This window comes from Micromonospora sp. WMMD723, from assembly GCF_049863385.1.
GTDB lineage: Bacteria > Actinomycetota > Actinomycetes > Mycobacteriales > Micromonosporaceae > Micromonospora > Micromonospora wenchangensis.
This window is the reverse complement of the sequence record NZ_JBMKNR010000001.1, coordinates 4,092,157-4,111,542: the sequence shown is the minus strand read 5'-3', so window position 1 is coordinate 4,111,542 and position 19,386 is coordinate 4,092,157. Positions and strand designations below refer to the sequence as shown.

At 72.8% G+C, this 19,386-nt stretch carries 10 protein-coding genes; 2 read left to right on the top strand and 8 right to left on the bottom strand.

Annotated features, from left to right (window positions below; all coding sequences use genetic code 11):
- Positions 1–28 precede the first annotated feature (28 nt).
- From ACN261_RS18350 to ACN261_RS18325, 6 genes are all read right to left on the bottom strand, one after another.
- Entirely contained in the window at positions 29–5,410 is a 5,382-nt protein-coding gene (locus ACN261_RS18350; RefSeq protein WP_425853621.1) for an SDR family NAD(P)-dependent oxidoreductase, read from the bottom strand.
- A gap of 365 nt (positions 5,411–5,775) precedes the next feature.
- Complete coding sequence (locus tag ACN261_RS18345; protein ID WP_425851226.1) at positions 5,776–7,041, bottom strand: family 16 glycosylhydrolase; 1,266 nt, start codon at positions 7,039–7,041, stop codon at positions 5,776–5,778.
- A gap of 279 nt (positions 7,042–7,320) precedes the next feature.
- A complete protein-coding gene (locus tag ACN261_RS18340) occupies positions 7,321–7,539 on the bottom strand; it encodes a hypothetical protein (protein ID WP_088642133.1) in 219 nt (72 codons plus the stop codon).
- Between the two features lie 75 nt (positions 7,540–7,614).
- A complete protein-coding gene (locus ACN261_RS18335) occupies positions 7,615–8,718 on the bottom strand; it encodes an NYN domain-containing protein (RefSeq protein WP_425851225.1) in 1,104 nt (367 codons plus the stop codon).
- Between the two features lie 162 nt (positions 8,719–8,880).
- Positions 8,881–9,894, bottom strand: a complete 1,014-nt coding sequence (locus tag ACN261_RS18330; RefSeq protein WP_425851224.1) for a cupin-like domain-containing protein — start codon at positions 9,892–9,894, stop codon at positions 8,881–8,883.
- Positions 9,891–10,169, bottom strand: a complete 279-nt coding sequence (locus tag ACN261_RS18325) for a hypothetical protein (protein ID WP_363657283.1) — start codon at positions 10,167–10,169, stop codon at positions 9,891–9,893. The genes ACN261_RS18330 and ACN261_RS18325 overlap by 4 nt, the downstream gene beginning before the upstream one ends.
- A gap of 117 nt (positions 10,170–10,286) precedes the next feature.
- On the opposite strand from ACN261_RS18325, the gene ACN261_RS18320 reads away from it, so the two are divergent.
- The gene (locus ACN261_RS18320) at positions 10,287–10,976 is read left to right on the top strand and encodes a YoaK family protein (RefSeq protein ID WP_425851222.1); all 690 of its coding nucleotides are present in this window, start codon (positions 10,287–10,289) and stop codon (positions 10,974–10,976) included.
- A 204-nt stretch (positions 10,977–11,180) separates the two neighbouring features.
- Positions 11,181–16,646: a carboxyl transferase domain-containing protein gene (locus tag ACN261_RS18315; protein ID WP_425851220.1), complete on the top strand. Its 5,466-nt coding sequence runs from the start codon at positions 11,181–11,183 to the stop codon at positions 16,644–16,646.
- Positions 16,647–16,808: 162 nt separating this feature from the next.
- On the opposite strand, the gene ACN261_RS18310 is transcribed toward ACN261_RS18315, so the two are convergent.
- Both ACN261_RS18310 and ACN261_RS18305 read right to left on the bottom strand, forming a co-directional pair.
- Positions 16,809–18,422, bottom strand: coding sequence for a class I adenylate-forming enzyme family protein (locus ACN261_RS18310; RefSeq protein ID WP_421487040.1), 1,614 nt, complete (start codon positions 18,420–18,422; stop codon positions 16,809–16,811).
- A gap of 188 nt (positions 18,423–18,610) precedes the next feature.
- The gene (locus ACN261_RS18305) at positions 18,611–19,375 is read right to left on the bottom strand and encodes an ABC transporter permease (protein ID WP_145918663.1); all 765 of its coding nucleotides are present in this window, start codon (positions 19,373–19,375) and stop codon (positions 18,611–18,613) included.
- Between the last annotated feature and the right edge of the window lie 11 nt (positions 19,376–19,386).

The following is a 19,386-nucleotide window of genomic DNA, read 5'->3' as shown; positions in this document are numbered from 1 at the left end:
GCGCCGGAAGGTTCGTCGGAGGCTGCCGTCAGGAGAGGCCGAGCTCGTTCTCCAGCACGTCGAACAGTTCCTCGTCGGTGGCGGACTCGTAGTCGTGCGGGGTGTCGTCGTCGGGGCGGCCGGTGCGGTCCTGCCAGCCGCGCAGCACCGCCTCGAGCCGGGCGGTCAGCCGGGCGTGTTCCGCACCGGGCACCTCGGTCAGGGCCTTCTCCAGCCGGTCGAGGTCGGCGAGCACCGCACCGGCCGGGTCGGCGTCGGGCACCACCAGGTCGGCCTTGAGGGCGCGGGCCAGGGCGGTGGGTTCGGGGTGGTCGAAGACCAGCGTCGCGGGCAGCCGCAGCCCGGTGACGGTGCTGAGCACGTTGCGGAACTCGACGGCGGCGAGGGAGTCGAAGCCGAGGTCCTTGAACGCGCGGCCGGGTTCCACCGACGCCGGGCCGGGGAAGCCCAGCACGGCGGCGGCGTGCGTGCGGACCAGGTCGAGCAGCAGGGTGTCCCGGTCGGCGTCGGAGAGGCCGGCGAGGCGCTGGGCCAGCGGCGGGCCGTCGGCCGCCGCGCCCGCACCGGCGGCGGTCGGCCGGGCGGGGGTACGGACCAGGCCGCGCAGCACGGCGGGCAGCGCGTCGGTGCGTCGCCGCAACGCGTCCAGGTCGAGCCGCACCGGTACGGTGGTGGGCCGCCCGGCGGCGACGGCCGCGTCGAACAACGCCAGCCCCTCGTCGGTGCTCATCGCGGGCATCCCGAGCCGGCGCATCCGGTGCAGGTCGGCGTCGTCGAGGTGACCGCCCATGCCGGTGCCGGTGGCCCACAGGCCGTAGGCCAGCGAGGTGGCGGGCAGGCCGTCGGCGCGGCGGCGTTGGGCGAGGGCGTCGAGGAAGAGGTTCGCGGCGGCGTAGTTGCCCTGCCCGGCCCCGGCCACCCAGCCCGCCGACGAGGAGAACAGCACGAAGGCGGTCAGCTCGTGGTCGCGGGTGAGGTCGTGCAGGTGCCAGGCGGCGTCCACCTTGGGCCGTAGCACCCGGTGCAGTTGCTCGGGGGTGAGGGCGTCGACCAGCGCGTTCTCGGCGGTGCCGGCGGCGTGCACCACCGCGCCGACCGGGTGTTCGGCGAGCAGGGCGGCGACCGCGTCCCGGTCGGCGACGTCGCAGGCCGCGACCGTCACGTCCGCACCGGCGGCGGTGAGGTCCGCGACCAGGTCCGCCGTGCCGGGCGTGGCCGCGCCGCTGCGCCCGGTCAGCAGCAACCGACGTACGCCGTGCCGGGTGACCAGGTGCCGGGCGACGAGGCTGCCCAGCCCGCCGAGCCCACCGGTGATCAGGACGGTGCGGTCGGTGGCCCAGCCACCGTCGGCTGGCGCGTCGCCGCCCACCCGGGTCAGTCGGGGCACCAGCAGCCCGCCGTCGCGGACGGCCACCTCGGGTTCGCCGGTGGCCAGCGCCGCCGCCAGGTGGTCGGTGCCGCCGTCGTCGGTGTCGACCAGGACGAACCGGCCCGGGTGTTCGGCCTCGGCCGCCCGGACCAGCCCCCACAGGGCCGCCGCGGCGGGGTCGACCGGGGTGTCGCCGGCACCGACGGCGTCCCGGGTGAGCAGGGCGAGCGTGCTGTGGGCGTACGCCGGGTGGGTGAGCCAGCGGCGCAGCAGCCCCAGCAGGCGTTCGGTGGCCCCGTGCACGGCGGCCGGCGGGGTGCCGGGCGGGTCGAGGGTTACCACGACGGTGCCGGGTGCGGGTTCGGGCAGTTCCGCGTCGACGTCGAGCGCGGTCCAGGTGCCGGTGGCGGCGGCCGGGGTGGGGACGGGCTGCCAGCTCACCTCGTACAGGTGGCGGTGCCGGTTGCCGGCGGCGCCGAGCGCGTCGGCGGCGACCGGCCGGGCCACCACCTGGTCGATCGTGGCGACCGGGTTGCCGTGTCCGTCGGCGACGGTGACGGCCAGCTTGTCGCCGGTGGCCGGGGAGATCCGGATGCGCAGGGTGGCGGCGTGCGCGGCGTGCAGGGTGACGCCGCGCCAGGAGAACGGCAGCGGGGTGTCGCCCGCGCCCTCGTCGACCAGGTTGGCGTGCAGGGCGGCGTCGAGCAGCGCCGGGTGCAGCAGGAACCGGGTCGCGTCGGCGGCGGCCACCTCGGGCAGCGCCGCCTCGGCCCACACCTCGGCGGCGTCGCCGTCGCCGCGCCGCCACACCGCGCGCAGCCCCTGGAAGACCGGCCCGTAGCCGTAGCCGTGGTCGCGCAGCCGGTCGTAGAGGCCGTCGAGGTCGACGGGTTCGGCGCCGGCGGGCGGCCATTCGGTGAGGTCGGCGGCGGCCGGGTCGGCCCCGGCCTGCCGGACCAGGACCCCTTCGGCGTGCCGGGTCCAGTCGGTGTCGTCGGCCGCGTCGTCGGCCCGGGTCCAGATCCCGAGGGTACGCGCGCCGCTGTCGTCGGCGGCGTCGACGGTGACCCGCAGGGCCAGGCCCCCGTCGGTGGGCAGCACCAGCGGCGCGTTGATGGTCAGCTCGTCGAGGACCGGGCAGCCGACCTGGTCACCGGCGCGCAGGGCGAGTTCGACCAGCCCGGTGCCGGGGACGAGGACGGTGTCGAACACGGCGTGGTCGGCGAGCCACGGCTGGGTGCTGCGGGAGAGCCGGCCGGTGAGGACCACGCCGCCGGTGTCGGGCAGGTCGACGACCGCGCCGAGCATCGGGTGGTCGGCGGGGAGCTGGCCGAGTCCGGTGGTGTCGCCGCTGCCGGGCGGCATGTCGAGCCAGTACCGCTGGTGCTGGAAGGCGTAGGTGGGCAGGTCGACCTGCCGGCCGCCCGGGTTCACCACCGCCCAGTCCAGGGCGGTCCCGCTGGCCCACGCCTGGGCCATGCCGACCGCGTACGCCTGCACCTGGCCGTCGTCGGGCGCGCTCTCGTCCTGCCCGCGCTTGCGGCGCTGCAGCGCGATGGCGGTAGCGTCCTCGACGCAGTCGGCGACCATCGCGGTCAACACACTGTCCGGCCCGATCTCCACGAACCGGGTCACACCCCGCGCCGCCAGAGCGGCCACCGCGTCGGCGAACCGCACCGTCCCCCGCACCTGACCCTGCCAGTACCCGACGCTACCCAACTCCTCGTCGGTAGCCAGATCACCCGTCGCGGTCGACACCAACGGAATGCCCGCCGGGCTGGCGGTCACCCCGCCGACCACCTGCCCGTACTCGGCCAGCATCGGGTCCATCAGGTGCGAGTGGAACGCGTGCGACACCCGCAACCGACGCGTCTTCACCTCAAGCGACGCCTCCAGCGCCGCGATCTGCTCCTCCGTCCCCGACACCACCACCGCACGGGGACCATTCACCGCCGCAACGTCCACGTCACCCAGGTCCAACTCATCCAACGGCGCGGCAATAGCCAACATCGCCCCACCCGCCGGAAGGGCCTGCATCAGACCACCCCGCGCCGCCACGACCCGGCAGGCGTCCTCCAATGACCAGACACCCGCGACGTGTGCGGCGGCCAGCTCACCGATCGAATGACCCGCCACGAAGTCCGGCTTCAATCCCCAGGATTCGGCCAGCCGGAACAGGGCCACCTCGACCGCGAACAACGCCGGCTGCGTCCACCCCGTCCGATCCAACACCCCATCCGGATCGGTGAACATCACCTCCCGCAGATCACCATCGAGCAACGGCCCGAACGCCGCACACACCTCGTCGAACGCCTGCGCGAACACCGGGAACGCTTCGGCCAGCTCACGACCCATCCCGACCCGCTGCGCACCCTGACCGGTGAACAACACCGCCGTACGACCACCGGTCACCCGACCCGACACACCGGTGCCGGCGGCCAGGGCGTCGAGACCGGCGGACAGCTCGCCGGCCCCACGGCCCACCGCCACCCCCCGGAACTCCAACCCGGCCCGACCCGCACCCAGCGAGAACCCGACGTCCACCGGACGCTCGTCGGTGAGGAAACCGCGCAGCCGGGCGGCCTGCCCGGCCAGGGCCGCCGCCGACCGGCCGGACAGCGGCCAGAGCAGCACCGGCGGCTCGGCGGCCGGCGTCGGTGCGGCGGTGTCGTCCGGGTCGGCGGCCTCGGCCGTCGGGGCCTGTTCCAGCACCACGTGGGCGTTGGTGCCGCTGAGCCCGAACGACGACACGGCAGCCCGCCGGGGCCGCCCGGTGGCCGGCCAGTCGACGGCGTCGGTGAGCAGCCGGACGTCGCCCGCCGTCCAGTCGACGTGCGGGGTGGGCTGGTCGACGTGCAGGGTGCGGGGCAGCATGCCGTGCCGCATCGCCAACACCATCTTGATCACCCCGGCGACGCCGGCGGCGGCCTGGGTGTGACCCAGGTTCGACTTCACCGAGCCGAGCCAGAGCGGCTGTTCCCGGTCCCGTCCGTACGTGGCGAGCAGTGCCTGCGCCTCGATCGGGTCACCGAGCCGGGTGCCGGTGCCGTGCGCCTCGACGGCGTCGACCTGGTCGGCGGTGAGCCGGGCGTTGGCGAGGGCGTCGGCGATGACCCGCCGCTGCGAGGGACCGTTGGGGGCGGTGAGGCCGCTACTCGCGCCGTCCTGGTTGACCGCGGTACCCCGGACGACGGCCAGCACCCGGTGCCCGTGCCGCTGGGCGTCGGAGAGCCGCTCGACCAGCAGCATCCCGACACCCTCGGCCCAGCCGGTGCCGTCGGCGGCGGCGGCGAACGGCTTGCACCGGCCGTCGGCGGCCAGCCCCCGCTGGCGGCTGAAGTCGACGAACGTCTCCGGGGTGGCCATCACGGTCACCCCACCGGCAAGCGCCAGGGTGCACTCCTCGCGGCGCAGCGACTGGATGGCCAGGTGCAGCGCGACCAGCGAGGACGAGCAGGCGGTGTCGACGGTGAGGGCCGGGCCCTCCAGACCCAGCACGTAGGCGACCCGGCCGGAGAGGATGCTGCCGGTGTTGCCGTTGCCGATGAAGCCCTCAAGCTCGGCGGGCACCTGCGGCAACCGGCTGGAGTAGTCGTGGTACATCAGCCCGGCGAACACCCCGGTGCGGCTGCCGCGGACCGAGGTCGGGTCGATGCCGGCCGATTCGAACGCCTCCCAGGACGCCTCCAGCAGCAGCCGCTGCTGCGGGTCCATGGCGATCGCCTCGCGTGGGGAAATGCCGAAGAATTCGGGGTCGAATAGCGCGGCGTCGGAAAGGAAACCGCCGGTCCTCGCGTACGTCTTGCCGGTCTTGGAATCGTCGGGGTCGTAGATGTCCTCGACGTTCCAGCCGCGGTCGTCGGGAAAGTCGGAGACCGCGTCCGTCCCGTCGGCCAGCAGCTGCCACAGGGCGGCCGGACCGTCCACACCACCCGGGAAGCGGCAGCTCATACCGACGATCGCGATCGGGTCGTACTCGCGGCGTTCGGCCTGACGCAACTGCCGACGGGCCTCACGCAGATCGGTGGTGGCCCGCTTCAGGTACCCGAGAAGCTTCTCCTCGTTCTCCATCTACGTCTCCCGCCACTAGCCCCAGCCGGGCAGACCCGGGCCAATATCGGCACACGGGTCGGCGCGGCGGCAATTGTCGAAACAGAGAGCTTCTTCAGGCATTCTTGGTTGTTCGCGATGACCCTACGGCCGCCCGGCGCAGCACTAACCCCCTACCGCCCCCAGAGCGCCCCCTAGCCCTCGACGCCGCTACCTCGACCCTCGGGCGTCGCCGGCCGGGCCACCCCGGTGGAGGCTGGGGTTGCGGGCCGGCCGGCTGACCGGGGCACGACGACGGACGGCCCCCCGGCGGGTGCCGGGGGGCCGTCCGTCGCGGTGCTACCGCCGGGCCGTGGTCAGAAGCGGGACCACTTCTGACTGGCGACGCCGAGGCAGTCCCACAGGTGCAGTTTGCCGCCGTTGTTGGGGTTCTGGTCGCGTACGTCGACGCACCTGTTGGCGCTGAGGTTGACCAGGTCCCCGGCGCCGTTGAGGGTGAACCGTTGGGCCGGGTTGCCGTTGCAGGTGACCAGGTTGACCTCGGTGCCGTTGGCGGTGCCGGCCCAGGCCGGGTCCATGCACTTGCCCATCGCGCGGACGGTGCCGTCGGCGGCGAAGGTCCAGGCCTGCGCGGCGGTGGTGTTGCAGTCCCAGATCTGGAGTTTCGCGCCGTCGACCGGGTTGGCGCTCGGGATGTCGATGCACCTGCCGCTCTGCGTGCCGCGCAGCCGGGTGGTGCCGGGTTGCGGGTTGCCGCCGCCGGGGACGTAGCTGGAGACCCGGACGTAGTCCACGAGCATCTGCTGGGGGAACTGGGTGGAGCCGTCGGGGTAGCCGGGCCAGTTCCCGCCCACCGCCACGTTGAGGATCATGAAGAACGGGTGGTCGTAGACCCAGCGGTTGCCGCCGAGCCGGGACGGGTCGACGCGGTGGTACTCGACGCCGTCGAGGTACCAGACGATCAGGTTCGGCTCCCAGTCCACCCGGTAGGTGTGGAAGGTGTCGGCGAGGGGCTGGCCGATGGTGCGGCTGCCGGTGATGCCACCCCCGCCGGAGTAGCCGGGGCCGTGCACGGTGCCGTAGACGGTGTTGGGTTCCCGGCCGATGTTCTCCATGATGTCGATCTCACCGGCGGCGGGCCAGCCGGCGCTGCCCATGTCGTTGCCGAGCATCCAGAACGCCGGCCAGATGCCCTGACCCCGGGGGATCTTGATCCGGGCCTCGAACCGACCGTACGCCTGGGTGAAGGTGGCGGCGGTGAGCAGCCGCGCCGAGGTGTACTCGCACCGGCCGTAGTGGCACTGGTAGTTGGCCGGGTTCTCCTTGCGGGCGGTGATGACGAGGTTGCCCTGTCCGTCGTGGACGGCGTTGCTGGTGCTGTTGGTGTAGTACTGCCGTTCGTTGTTGCCCCAGCCGCCACCGCCGATGTCGAAGCGCCACCGGTTCTGGTCGACGGGGGTGCCGGCGGCGGCGTTGAACTCGTCCTGCCAGGTGATGCCGCTGATGGCGGCCGAGGCGGGCTCGGCCTGGGCGGGCAGGACGAGGGCGGCGGCGAGGGTGACGAGGGCGACCGCCGCGCGGGCGAGGGATCGGGGCCGGGGGACGGCTCGGGCTCCTGGCACGGGAGGCTCCTTGGGGCGACATCGGGGGCGGGGAGCACGCCGGGGAGAGCGCTCTCCTCGAAGGATGTCGATACCAGGCTCTTCTGTCAAGAATGTTGCCAGTTAGCTCGCCCTGTTCAGGGCCTCGCCGACCAGCCAGTGAGAAGAAAACTACTTTGCGTAATCAGAGCCGTTGCGCGCCACCCAGTCCGGAAGTCCCCACGGGGCGCCCGGCCGGGACCGGCCGGAGGGCGGGGCGGGCGGGACGCGGTGCGGACCGCCCGCCGGCGCCCGGACCGATCAGCGGTGCAGCCCGCGCCAGGAAGGATTGCTGCCGCGCCAGGCGTCGGCCAGGATGACCGCCGCCGCCCGGCTCGGGCACTGCTGCACGCGGGAGCGACCCGACGCCCCGCCGATCTGCGCCTGGACCTCCCAGGCCTCCCCGTCGGTACGGATGTAGACGTCCCGCCGCCCGCGTGGGCTCGGGTCACCGTTCCACCAGTGCTCCTCGACCATCATTCACCGACCGTATAGCAACTCGGCCGTGGAACGTGAGTCACGAATTCGTCGAGGCCCGAAGCCGACCCCGCCCGGTCACCCCTGCCGGGGCGTGAGCAGGTAGTCGTCGGCCTCCGCGCTCCAGGCCAAGGCGACCTCACCGGCAGTGGCGGCGGCCTTACCGAACTGGAGGAAACTGCGGTAGCCGAGCTTCTTCTCGCTGAATTCGGGACGGGCGCGGCGGAGCTGGTTCTTGAGTCCGGAGAGCGCCACCGGGCCACCGGCCGCGGCCAGCTCCGCCACCACCGTACGCAGCAGCGCGAAGGCCACCTCCTGGTCGCCGTGCTCAGGCAGGGAAACCTCCGGGTCGCCCTTGGCCGGCCCCTCGGCCAACTCGACGACGTTGTGCCCGGCGAGGTGGCGCAGCAGCTCGCCGAAGGTGCGGAACCCGTAGTCGGACTCGCTGAACGTGGGGTCCTTGCGCAGCAGGGTGCGCTTGAGCCGGGAGGCGGTCACCTCTCCCTCCGAGCTGCCCTGGAGGCCGGCGACGGTCTGGGCGACCAGCACCGCGAGCGCGTCGGCGTCGCGTACCGGCTCCTCGGCGGCGGGCGAGGACTCCGGCTGCTCCGGCTGCTCCGGTGTCGGCTCCACCGCCGTCGGCTCCGGCTGCTGCGGTCCGGCCGGCTTGGCGGGGCGTCCGCGTCGGGCCCGTACGGGCGGCAGGTCGACGCCCTCCAGCCGGTCGTAGTAGAGGAACTCGTCGCAGGCGGGCGGGAGCAGCGCCGAGGTCGATTTCTCCACCCCGACCCCGATCACCCGCTTGTTGAGTTCACGCAGCTTGTGCACCAGCGGGGTGAAGTCGCTGTCCCCGGTGCAGATGACGAAGGTGGAGATGTAGCCGCGCTCGAAGGCCAACTCCACCGCGTCGACGGCCATCTTGATGTCGGCGGCGTTCTTGCGGGACGCCCCCATCCGCTGCGGGATCTCGATCAGCTCGACGTGCGAGCGGGTGAGCATCCGACGGTCCTCGTCGAAGTACGACCAGTCCGCGTACGCCCGGCGGACCACCACCCGTCCCCGCTCGGCGAGGGCGTCGGCGATCGGCCGGAAGTCGAACGCCCGCCCACCATGGTGTTCCCGGGCACCCAGGGCAAGGTTCTCGTAGTCGAGAAAGAGCGCGATTCGATCCTCGTGATCCACCGCAACACCCTAATCCCGCACCCCTGCCCCACCACCCCGCCACGTCGCACACACCCCGCCCAAGCCCGGTGATCACGAGGAAAAGGTCAGCCGCCGGGCAACTTCCTGACGCATTTCTCTTGATCACCGGGGGTCAGCGCCGGGCCGGGCGGGAGGGGTGGGTCAGCGGGGTGGGGTGGCGGCGGGCGGGGTGGCCATCTTGTGGTTCTGGCCCGGGATGGCGAAGTGGTGGAAACTGACCGTGGCGCTGACCTCCAGCGCCTGCACCCAGTGCCACCAGCCCACCGGCACGAACAGCAGCTGCCCCGGCTCCAGCACGACGTCGAGCACCGTCGCCTCGGCGTAGCGGGGGTGCCGGGTGAGGTCCGGGTCCGCCGCGTCGACCGCGCTGAACGTGCCGCCGCGCGGATAGACCAGGTGCCGCTCGTACGACGGGACCAGCCGGACGTGCTTGCGGCCGAGCACCTGGCCGAGCAGCACCGAGCTGTTGTCCACGTGCAGCGGGGTCACCGTGCCGGCCGGTCCGAGCAGCAGGTGACCCAGCCCGGACGGGTCCACGATCCCCCGCGGGGCGCGGATGTCGGCGACGAGCGGGCGCAGCGCGCCTGACCAGTTCTCGTTGCGCGGCACCATGTAGTAGTCGTTGGTGCGCCGGCCCGAGGCGAGCAGCGCCAGGTACTCGCGGAACGGCATGCTGGTGCGGTGCCTGTCGTACTGCCAGGCGTGGTCGGGGTTGGCCTCCCGCCCGGTCATCACCTCGACCACGGCGTCACCGCAGGCCGCCGCCAGGCCGGGAAGCGTCCAGCCGAGGGCGGGCCAGTCGGCCATCAGGCCGTCCAGCACCACCGGCCGGTTGCCGAAGTAGTAGCGGGAGAAGAACTCCCCGGGGTCGAGGTCCGCGCGCCGCTCCAGCGTCCGCCCGCCGTCGCTGTCGCGCAGCGTCCGGTACGTGTCGAGCACCGACTCCAGCCAGTCGTAGCGCAGCGCGAGCCGCCGGCACACCGCGAAGTACGGATGGTCGGTCAGCTCCCGCAGCTCGGCGTCGACGGCCTGCGGGTCGGCGGACCCGGCGACGGCCACCGCCCGCGCCTGCGCCACCGACGCGCCCATGGCCAGGTTCTCGACCAGCCACTCCCGCCAGGCGGGGTCGAGCCGGGGCGGGACGACGGTGGTCATGCCCCGGCCGCCGGCACGAGGGTGAGCCGGGGCGGGCGGACCGCCTCCTGGCAGGTCGGGTACGAGTTCTTCACGTGCTCGGGGAAGTGCTCGGCGGCCGGCGGCGGGGTGAGCCGCAGCTGGCGGGTGTACTCCTGGCAGTTGACGTAGGAGTTCTTCACGTGGGCCGGGATGTGCTCCGGCGGCGGGGTGAGCCGCGCCTCGCGGGCGTACTGGTCGCAGTTGACGTAGGAGCCCTTGACGTGGGCGGGGAAGTGGTCCGGCAGCTCGGTCATGGGTGCCAGTCAACGGGCCCCGGCGTCCCGGCCACCAGGGGTCGGTGTCCCGGCCGCCCGGGACGTTCCCGCAGGTCATGGGTAGACTGCCGGCCGGAAACGATCATCGGAAGGGTCATGACGAAGAGCTACGAGGTGCCGCTGCTGGTGCTGACCGCGGCGACCGGCGCGGTCGACGGCGTCAGCTATCTCGCCCTGGACCGGGTCTTCACCGGCAACATGACGGGCAACGTGCTCTTCATCGGGTTCGGGCTGGCCGGGGTGTCCGGCCTGCCGGTGCTCAACAACCTGGTGGCGTTGCTGACCTTCATGCTCGGCGCGGTGCTCGCCGCCCGGCTGACCCGGGGCGCGCCGGGGCCGGCGGCGTTGCCCGCCGCCGGACTGGCCATCCTGGTCGGCGGCAGTGTGCTCTCGCTCGCCCTGGCCGGGTTCTGGCTCGTCACCGGCCCACCGGCGCACGGGGTGATGCTGGTCGTCACCGGTCTGCTCGCCCTGGTGCTCGGCGCGCAGGCCGCGGCGGTCAGGCACATCGGCATCCGGGACCTCTCCACGGTGGTGGTGACCATGACCATGGTGAACCTCTCCGCCGACAGCCGGGCCGCCGGCGGTCCGGGCACGGCCTGGCTCCGCCGGTTCGGGGCGATCACCACGATGGGCCTGGGCGCGTTCGTCTCCGCCGTGCTGACGTTGCGGGTGAACGGGGCGGTGGCGCTGGTCGTGGCCGGCGCGCTGTTGACTGTCGGCACGGCGCTGGTCGCGGTGGTCCGCCGCCGGGAGGTCGCCGCGGCGGCGGCGGCGCACGGCTGACCCCGGCGACCTGCGGGGGGTGCCGCAGAGTCTCCGGCGCGGGCGGGGAAGACCAAAAACTTTTGTGGGGTTCCTACAACGGTCACCGCTCAGGGTTCGGTGATTACGACATGGCGCTACCGGCCGGCACGCGGAAGGGTGATCGCTGTCGGGGGTCGATGCCTTGCGGCGCGTACTCGTGGATCTACCGGAGGAGTCGGTCGGGTGTTCAGCCGTGTCGCCATCGTCAACCGGGGTGAGGCCGCGATGCGCCTCATTCACGCGGTCCGAGAGCTGGCCGCGCAGACCGACACTCCCATCGAGACGGTGGCCCTCTATACCGATGTCGACCGCACCGCGACCTTCGTCCGCGAGGCCGACATCGCCTACGACCTGGGTCCGGCGTCCGCCCGGCCGTACCTCGACCTGAAGAAGCTCGAACAGGCCCTGGTCGAGACCGGGGCCGACGCGGTGTGGGTCGGGTGGGGTTTCGTCGCCGAGGACCCGGCCTTCGCGGAGCTGTGCGAGAAGATCGGCATCACCTTCGTCGGGCCGAGCCCGGACGCGATGCGCAAGCTCGGTGACAAGATCGGCGCGAAGCTGATCGCCGAGGAGGTCGGCGTGCCGGTCGCGCCGTGGAGCCGGGGCGCGGTGGAGACCCTGGAGGCCGCGATCGCCGCCGCCGCCGAGATCGGCTACCCGCTGATGCTCAAGGCGACCGCCGGTGGTGGCGGGCGGGGCATCCGGGTGGTCACCAGCGATGCCGAGCTGGCCGACGCCTACCAGCGAACCAGCCAGGAGGCGGCCCGCGCCTTCGGCAGCGGGATCGTGTTCCTGGAGCGCCTGGTCACCGGCGCCCGGCACGTCGAGGTGCAGGTGATCGCGGACGGTCAGGGCACCGCCTGGGCGCTCGGCGTACGGGACTGCTCGGTGCAGCGGCGCAACCAGAAGGTCATCGAGGAGTCGGCCTCCCCGGTCCTCGGCCCGGAGCAGACGGCCGAACTCAAGTCCTCGGCCGAGCGGCTGGCCGTCGCGGTCGGCTACCGGGGTGCCGCCACCGTCGAGTTCCTCTACCACCCGGGTGACCGGCTGTTCGCCTTCCTGGAGGTCAACACCCGCCTCCAGGTGGAGCACCCGATCACCGAGCTGACCACCGGATTCGACCTGGTCAAGGCGCAGTTGCACGTCGCGGCGGGCGGCCGGCTCGACGGGGTGCCGCCGGTGGAGCGCGGGCACGCAATCGAGGCCCGGCTCAACGCCGAGGACCCGGACCGCGACTTCGCCCCCGCCCCGGGCCGGATCGCCCGGCTGGACCTGCCCGCCGGTCCCGGCATCCGGGTCGACACCGGGGTCAGCGAGGGCGACACCATCCCGGCCGACTTCGACTCGATGATCGCGAAGATCATCGCGTACGGGCGGGACCGGGACGAGGCGCTCGGTCGGCTGCGCCGGGCGATGGCCGAGACCACGGTGATCATCGAGGGTGGCGCGACGAACAAGAGCTTCGTGCTCGACCTGCTCGACCAGCCCGAGGTGATCGACGCCAGCGCCGACACCGGCTGGATCGACCGGGTGCGCGCCGAGGGCCGGCTCGTGTCGCACCGGCACTCCGCCGTCGCGCTCGCCGCCGCCGCGATCGAGGCGTACGAGGAGCAGGAGCAGGCCGAGCAGCAGCGGCTGCTGTCGACGGCGTTCGGCGGGCGACCCCAGGTGCAGCACGCCAGCGGCCGGCCGCTGGACCTCAAACTGCGTGGCGTCGGCTACCGGATGCGGGTGGCCCGGGTCGGCGCGCACCGGTTCCGGGTCGGCATCGAGGCCGGCGGCGACGTGCACACCGCCGACGTCGAGCTGGACCGGTTCGACAGGCACACCGGGCAGATCGCCGTCAACGGCACCCGGTACCGGCTGCTCACCGGCACCCACGGCGCGATCCACCTGGTCGAGGTGGACGGCGTGACCCACCGGGTCGGCCGCGACGAGGGCGGCGTGGTCCGCTCGCCGATGCCGGCGCTGGTCGTCGCCACCCCGGTCGAGGTGGGCGCCGAGGTCGAGGCGGGCGCACCGGTGCTGGTGCTGGAGGCGATGAAGATGGAGACGGTGCTGCGGGCACCGTTCCGGGCCCGGCTCAAGGAGTGCGGCGTCTCCGTCGGCAGCCAGGTGGAGGCCGGCGCGGCGCTGCTGCGGCTGGAGCCGCTCGCCGACGACACCGACGACGCCCCGGTCGCCGAAGCCGCCGCGCCGGTCGCCCTGGACCTGCCCGCCCCGCCCGACCAGGCCCCGGCGGTGGAGCGGTCCCGACGCGGCCAGGAGGACCTCCGTGGGCTGCTGCTGGGCTTCGACGTGGATCCGCACGACGACGGCCGGGTGCTCGACGAGTACCTCGCGGCGCGGCGGGCCGCCATCGAGGACGGCCACCGCCCGCTGGCCGAGGAGATCGACCTCGTCGACGTCTTCGCCGACCTCGCCGAGCTCAGCCGCAACCGGCTGACCGGGGAGGACGTCAGCGGCGACAACCACGTCCCCAGCGCCCGCGAACACTTCCACACCTACCTGCAGAGCCTCGACGTCGAACGGGCCGGTCTGCCGGCGCCCTTCCAGGCCAAGCTAGCCAAGGCGCTCGGCCACTACGGCGTCACCGAGCTGGACCGCTCCCCCGCCCTCGAGGCCGCCGTGTTCCGGATCTTCCTGGCCCAGCAGCGGGCGGCCACCGACGCGACGGTCATCGCGACGTTGCTGCGCGCCTGGCTGCGTGAGCCGCCGCCGGACGCGGTGCTGCGCGAGCCCGCCGGCCTCGCGTTGGAGCGGCTGGTGGCGGCGACGCAGGTGCGTTTCCCGGTCGTCGCCGACCTGGCCCGGGGGGTGGTGTTCGCCTGGTTCGCCCAGCCGCTGCTGCTGCGCAACCGCGCCCGGCTGTACGCCTCCGTCCGGCGGCACCTGCGTCACCTGGACGCGAACCCGGACGCGGCGGACCGCACCGAGCGGGTCGCGGAGATGGTCCGCAGCACCGAACCGCTGGTGCGGGTGCTCGGCCAGCGGCTCGTGCGGGACCACCTCGACAACGCGGTGATGCTGGAGGTGCTGACCCGGCGGTACTACGGCAACAAGGGCCTGGCCGACGTGCGGACCCGGCGGGTGGCGGACTGCACGTTCGTCGTCGCCGAGCGGGCCGACTCCAGCCTGCTCTCCGCCGCCGTCCGGTTCGACGCGCTGGGCGACGCGCTGCGCGGGCTCGCCGAGCTGGCCGCTGACGGCTCCGCCGTCGACGCCGACATCTACCTCGGCTGGGAAAACCAGCCGGAGGACTTCGACGCGATGGCCGCCGCGCTGCTGGAGGTCGTCAACGCGCACCCGCTGCCGGCCCAGGTCCGTCGGCTCACCACCACCGTCGCCGGGCGCGGCGGCGCGGTGATGCACCACCACTTCACGTTCCGCCCGTCGAGCACGGGGATGAGCGAGGAGCGGCTGATCCGGGGCCTGCACCCGTACATCGCGCAGCGGATGCAGCTGGAGCGGCTGCGCAAGTTCGACCTGACCCGGCTGCCGTCGTCGGACGAGGAGGTCTACCTCTTCCAGGCCGTCGCGCGGGAGAACCCGTCCGACGAACGGCTCGTCGCGTTCGCCCAGGTGCGTGACCTGACCGCGCTGCGGGAGCACGACGGGCGGCTGGTCGCCCTGCCCACGGCCGAGGACATCGTCGCCACCTGCCTGGACTCGATCCGCCGGGCGCAGACCCGCCGCCCGGCCAAGACCCGCTTCAACACCAACCGGATCGTCATCTACGTCTGGCCGCCGAGCGACCTGACCCGCGAGGAGATGGAGATGATCGCCGGGCGGGTCCGCCCGACGACCGTCGGCGCGGGGCTGGAGGAGATCCTGTTCATCGCGCGGCAGCGGGACCGCCGGACCGGCGAGCTGAACAAGATCGCGGTGCGGATCGCGTTCGACGCCACCGGCGGGGCCGAGCTGACCATGGGTGAGCCGCCGGTCGACCCGGTCGAGCCGCTCGACGACTACCGGCTGAAGGTGCTGCGGGCCAGCAGCCGCAATACGGTCTACCCGTACGAGCTGACCGGGCTGCTCGGCCAGTTCGTCGAGCACGACCTCGACGACGACCACGCGCTGGTGCCGGTGGATCGGCCCCGGGGACGCAACACGGCGGCGATCGTCGCGGGTGTGGTCACCACGCCGACCCCGAGGCACCCGCAGGGCGTCACCCGGGTGGTGCTGCTGGGCGACCCGACCAAGTCGCTCGGCGCGCTCTCCGAGGCCGAGTGCCGGCGGGTGATCGCCGCCCTGGACCTCGCCGAGCGGTTGCAGGTGCCGCTGGAGTGGTACGCCCTGTCGGCCGGCGCGCGGATCTCGATGACGTCGGGCACCGAGAACATGGACTGGGTGGCGGCGGCGCTCAAGCGGATCGTCGAGTTCACCCAGGACGGCGGCGAGATCAACATCGTGGTCGCGGGGATCAACGTGGGCGCCCAGCCGTACTGGAACGCCGAGGCGACGATGCTCATGCACACCCGGGGCATCCTGGTGATGACGCCGGAGGCCGCGATGGTGCTCACCGGCAAGCAGTCGCTGGACTTCTCCGGCGGGGTGTCCGCCGAGGACAACTTCGGCATCGGCGGCTACGACCGGGTGATGGGCCCCAACGGGCAGGCGCAGTACTGGGCGCCGAACCTGACGGCCGCCCGGGACGTGCTGATGGCGTACTACGACCACACGTACGTCGCGCCCGGGGAGAGCCAGCCGCGCCGGGCGACCACCGTCGACCCGGTGGACCGGGACATTTCCGCCTTCCCGCACACCGTGGCGGGCAGCGACTTCACCACCGTCGGCGAGATCTTCTCCGCCGCCGCCAACCCGGACCGCAAGAAGCCGTTCGACATCCGTACGGTGATGCGGGCGCTGTCCGACCAGGACCACCCGGTGCTGGAGCGGTGGGCGGGCATGGCCGACGCGGAGACCGCGGTGGTGCAGGACGTCCACCTCGGTGGTATCCCGGTCTGCCTGCTCGGCATCGAGTCGCGGTCGGTGCCCCGGCGGGGCTTCCCGCCCACCGACGGCCCGGACACCTACACGGCGGGCACCCTGTTCCCCCGCTCGTCCAAGAAGGCCGCGCGGGCGATCAACGCGGCCAGCGGCAACCGGCCGCTGGTGGTGCTGGCCAACCTGTCGGGCTTCGACGGCTCACCCGAGTCGATGCGCAAGCTGCAACTGGAGTACGGGGCCGAGATCGGCCGGGCGATCGTCAACTTCCGCGGGCCGATCGTGTTCTGCGTGATCTCCCGGTACCACGGCGGGGCGTTCGTGGTCTTCTCCAAGGCGCTGAACCCGAACATGACGGTGCTGGCGCTGGAGGGATCGTTCGCCTCGGTGCTCGGCGGCGCCCCGGCGGCGGCGGTGGTGTTCTCCGGCGACGTCAACGCCCGTACGGCGGCCGACCTGCGGGTACGCGACCTGGAGACGCGGGTCGCGGCGGCCACCGGCACCGAGCGGGCTGCGCTCACCGCCGAACTCGACGAGACCCGCGCGGCGGTCCGCGCGGAGAAGCTCGGCGAGGTGGCGGCGGAGTTCGACCGGGTGCACAACATCGGGCGGGCGGTGGAGGTCGGCTCGGTCGACGCGGTGATCCGGGCCGCCGAGTTGCGCCCCCGCATCATCGAGGCGATCGAGTCCCGACTGGGCTGACGCCGGGGTGGGGCCGGCGGAACCCGCCGGCCCCGGGTACCCGCCCGGGGAGTGCCGTCGTGAACGGCCCTGTGCCCCACCCGCATGTTCATGCGGGTGGGGCACAGGGCCGTTCGGACGGGTGCCCGGCCCGGCCACACGGCGGGCGCAGCGGGCGACGGGTCAGCCGGTGCTGGCCGCCCCGGCGTCGGCCAGCAGCCGCTGGCGCATCAGGAACTTGCGGACCTTGCCCGTCGGCCCCATCACCACGCCGTCGGCGGGCACCGTGACCACCCGCCGCAGCGTCGCGGCGACCACCGGGCCGAGCGCGGCGCGGACCTGGTCGGAGCGGTCGAGGTCCGGGTCGGCGTCCTCGGCGAGCACGAGCAGCACCTCGGTGACGGTCCGCTCGTCGGCCTCCCGGGCCGCGATGACCGTGCAGTCGCGGACGTCGGGGCAGTGCTTGAGGATGCGTTCCTCGGACAGCGCCGTGTAGAGCCAGTTGCCGTCGCCCAGGTCGACCGCGTCGCTGGCCCGGTCGACGTGGTGGTAGTTGCCGTCCGGGTCGCGGTACATCAGGTCACCGGTGAGGTAGTAGCCGCCCAGCCGGGTGCGGAACGTGTTGACCGAGTCGTTCCAGTACCCGAGCGCCAGGGTCGGCGACTTGAGCCCGACGTGCCCCACCTGCCCCTCGGGAACCTCCTCGCCGGTGGTCACGTCGAGCAGGGCGATCTGCGCGAACGGGTACGGCTTGCCGACGCAGCGGTCGTAGTGGTCGCTGCCGAGGCGGTGGCTGATCCGGAACGCGCCGTGGCCCATCTCGGTGGAGCCGAGCATGTCGACGAACTTGGACCCGGGCACGTCCACCATGCCCTGCCGGGTGTACGCCGGGTGGCTGCCCACGGCGACCAGCCGCCGGATGTGCGACTCGTGGGCGCAGTCCCCGGTGTTGAACCAGTTGCGCACGGAGCTCAGGTCGCGGGTGGTCAGGTCGTGGCGGGCCAGCTCGGACCAGGTCACCGCGAAGCCGAAGACGCCTGTCGGCCGCCAGCGTTCGATGGCGTCGAGGATCGTCTCGGCGCTGCTGGCGAACGGGCCGCCCTGTGCCGACAGGTAGAGCAACTGGTAGCTGTTGCACAGCGCCTGGTTGACCGTGATGATGCCGGCGGTGTGCGCGGCCGGCAGGACGGACAGCTCACGCACCTCGCCGTACGGGCGGGACTCGGTGAGCCGCACGGCCCGGATGGCGGCGAACAGCCCGTGGTGCGAGTGGACGATCGCGGCCGGCACCCGGGTGGTGCCCGACGAGTGGGTGATGGCGACCGGGTCCTCGGGGTGGTGGCGGTAGTGCGGTGGGGCCTGGTCGGGGTCGCCGGTGCCGGTCTCGGCGGCGTCGCCGAGGATCGGCACCCCGAGGTCGTGCTCGCGCAGCGCGGCGTGGTCGGCGTCGACGACGACCCCGACGCCGCGCAGCCGCCTGATGAACTCGGCCGCCAACTCGATCGGCATGTTGCCGTTCATCAGGGCCGGGATCGCGCCGAGCCGGTTGAGGGCGAAGAAGTTGAGGAACACGTCGGGCGCGGACGTCACGTAGACCGCGACCGGGTCACGCCGGCCGACGCCCCGCCGCCGGAACCAGTCGGCGCGGGCGGCGACCCGCTCGGTGAGGGTGGCCAGCGACAGCGGCGTCCAGGCGGGGATGCCGTCCACGTCGACGTCGAAGGTCACCCGGGGCAGGTCCGGGTCGGCGCCGTGTTCGGCGAGCCGGAGCAGCACGTTGCCGGCCCCCAGCTCCATGTCGGCCGCGAGCGTCGCCCGGAAGTTGTCGGCACCCAACGAGTTGTCTCCTCACCTGGCACGCTCACGGTCACCGCACCCCGGCGCAGCAGCCGATCTGGGACACGCTCAGGCTAGATCGCCGATCACCTGCGGACAATGGTCAACATCAATCCTGGTCACACCGGCCCGGCCGCCGGCGGTCCGGCTCAGGAGACCTCGCGGTTGAACAGGTGCGACGACCAGACCAGGCTGATCGCGGCCAGCACGATCATGATGAGGGCGCCCTGCCAGACCACGGGCTCGGTGAGCTGCCCGTTGAACAACGCCCGCATGCCGTTGGTGGCCCAGGAGAACGGGTTCCAAACCGCGACCTGCTGGATCCACAGTGGTGCCAGCACCAGCGGGATGAGCACCCCGGCGAGCAGCGAGATCGGCTGGCCGACGGTGTTGACCAGCACGCCGAGGCTGTTCTCGTTGCGTACCAGCAGGGCGATGTCGTACGAGATCGAGGTGCTCAGCAGCACCATCACCGACAGCAGCGCGTACGAGATGAGCAGGTTGCCCAGGTGCACCCGCAACCCGAACGGCAACGCCACGATCGTGATGATCACCGCCTGCACCACGTTCAGGCAGACGTGCATCAGGGCCCGGCCCAGCAGCAGGCCGGTACGGCTCACCGGGGTCACCCGGCACCTGTCGATGATGCCGGCGCGCAGCGCGCTGAGCAGCCCGTACCCGGCGAACAGGCCACCGAACAGGCCCATCGCCACGAACAGACCGGGCACGTAGATGCGGTAGGCGTCGGCGTACGAGGAGGCACCCCGGTCGACCATCACCACCTTGAGGAAAGGGGCGAACAGGATGAGGTAGGTGACCGGCTGGGCCAGGCTGAACGCCACCATCACCGGGTTGCGCACCATCAGACCGACCTCCTGTTGGAAGATCAGCCAGGTGTCGCGGACCAGTTTCACTGCGGCTCCTC

What these genes read in the sequence shown, in the direction of transcription:
- ACN261_RS18340 (WP_088642133.1), bottom strand. Translation starts at nt 7,539, where the DNA reads ATGATGGTCGAGGAGCACTGGTGGAACGGTGACCCGAGCCCACGCGGG.
- ACN261_RS18330 (WP_425851224.1), bottom strand. Translation starts at nt 9,894, where the DNA reads ATGACCACCGTCGTCCCGCCCCGGCTCGACCCCGCCTGGCGGGAGTGG.
- ACN261_RS18325 (WP_363657283.1), bottom strand. Translation starts at nt 10,169, where the DNA reads ATGACCGAGCTGCCGGACCACTTCCCCGCCCACGTCAAGGGCTCCTAC.
- ACN261_RS18320 (WP_425851222.1), top strand. Translation starts at nt 10,287, where the DNA reads ATGACGAAGAGCTACGAGGTGCCGCTGCTGGTGCTGACCGCGGCGACC.
- ACN261_RS18310 (WP_421487040.1), bottom strand. Translation starts at nt 18,422, where the DNA reads ATGGAGCTGGGGGCCGGCAACGTGCTGCTCCGGCTCGCCGAACACGGC.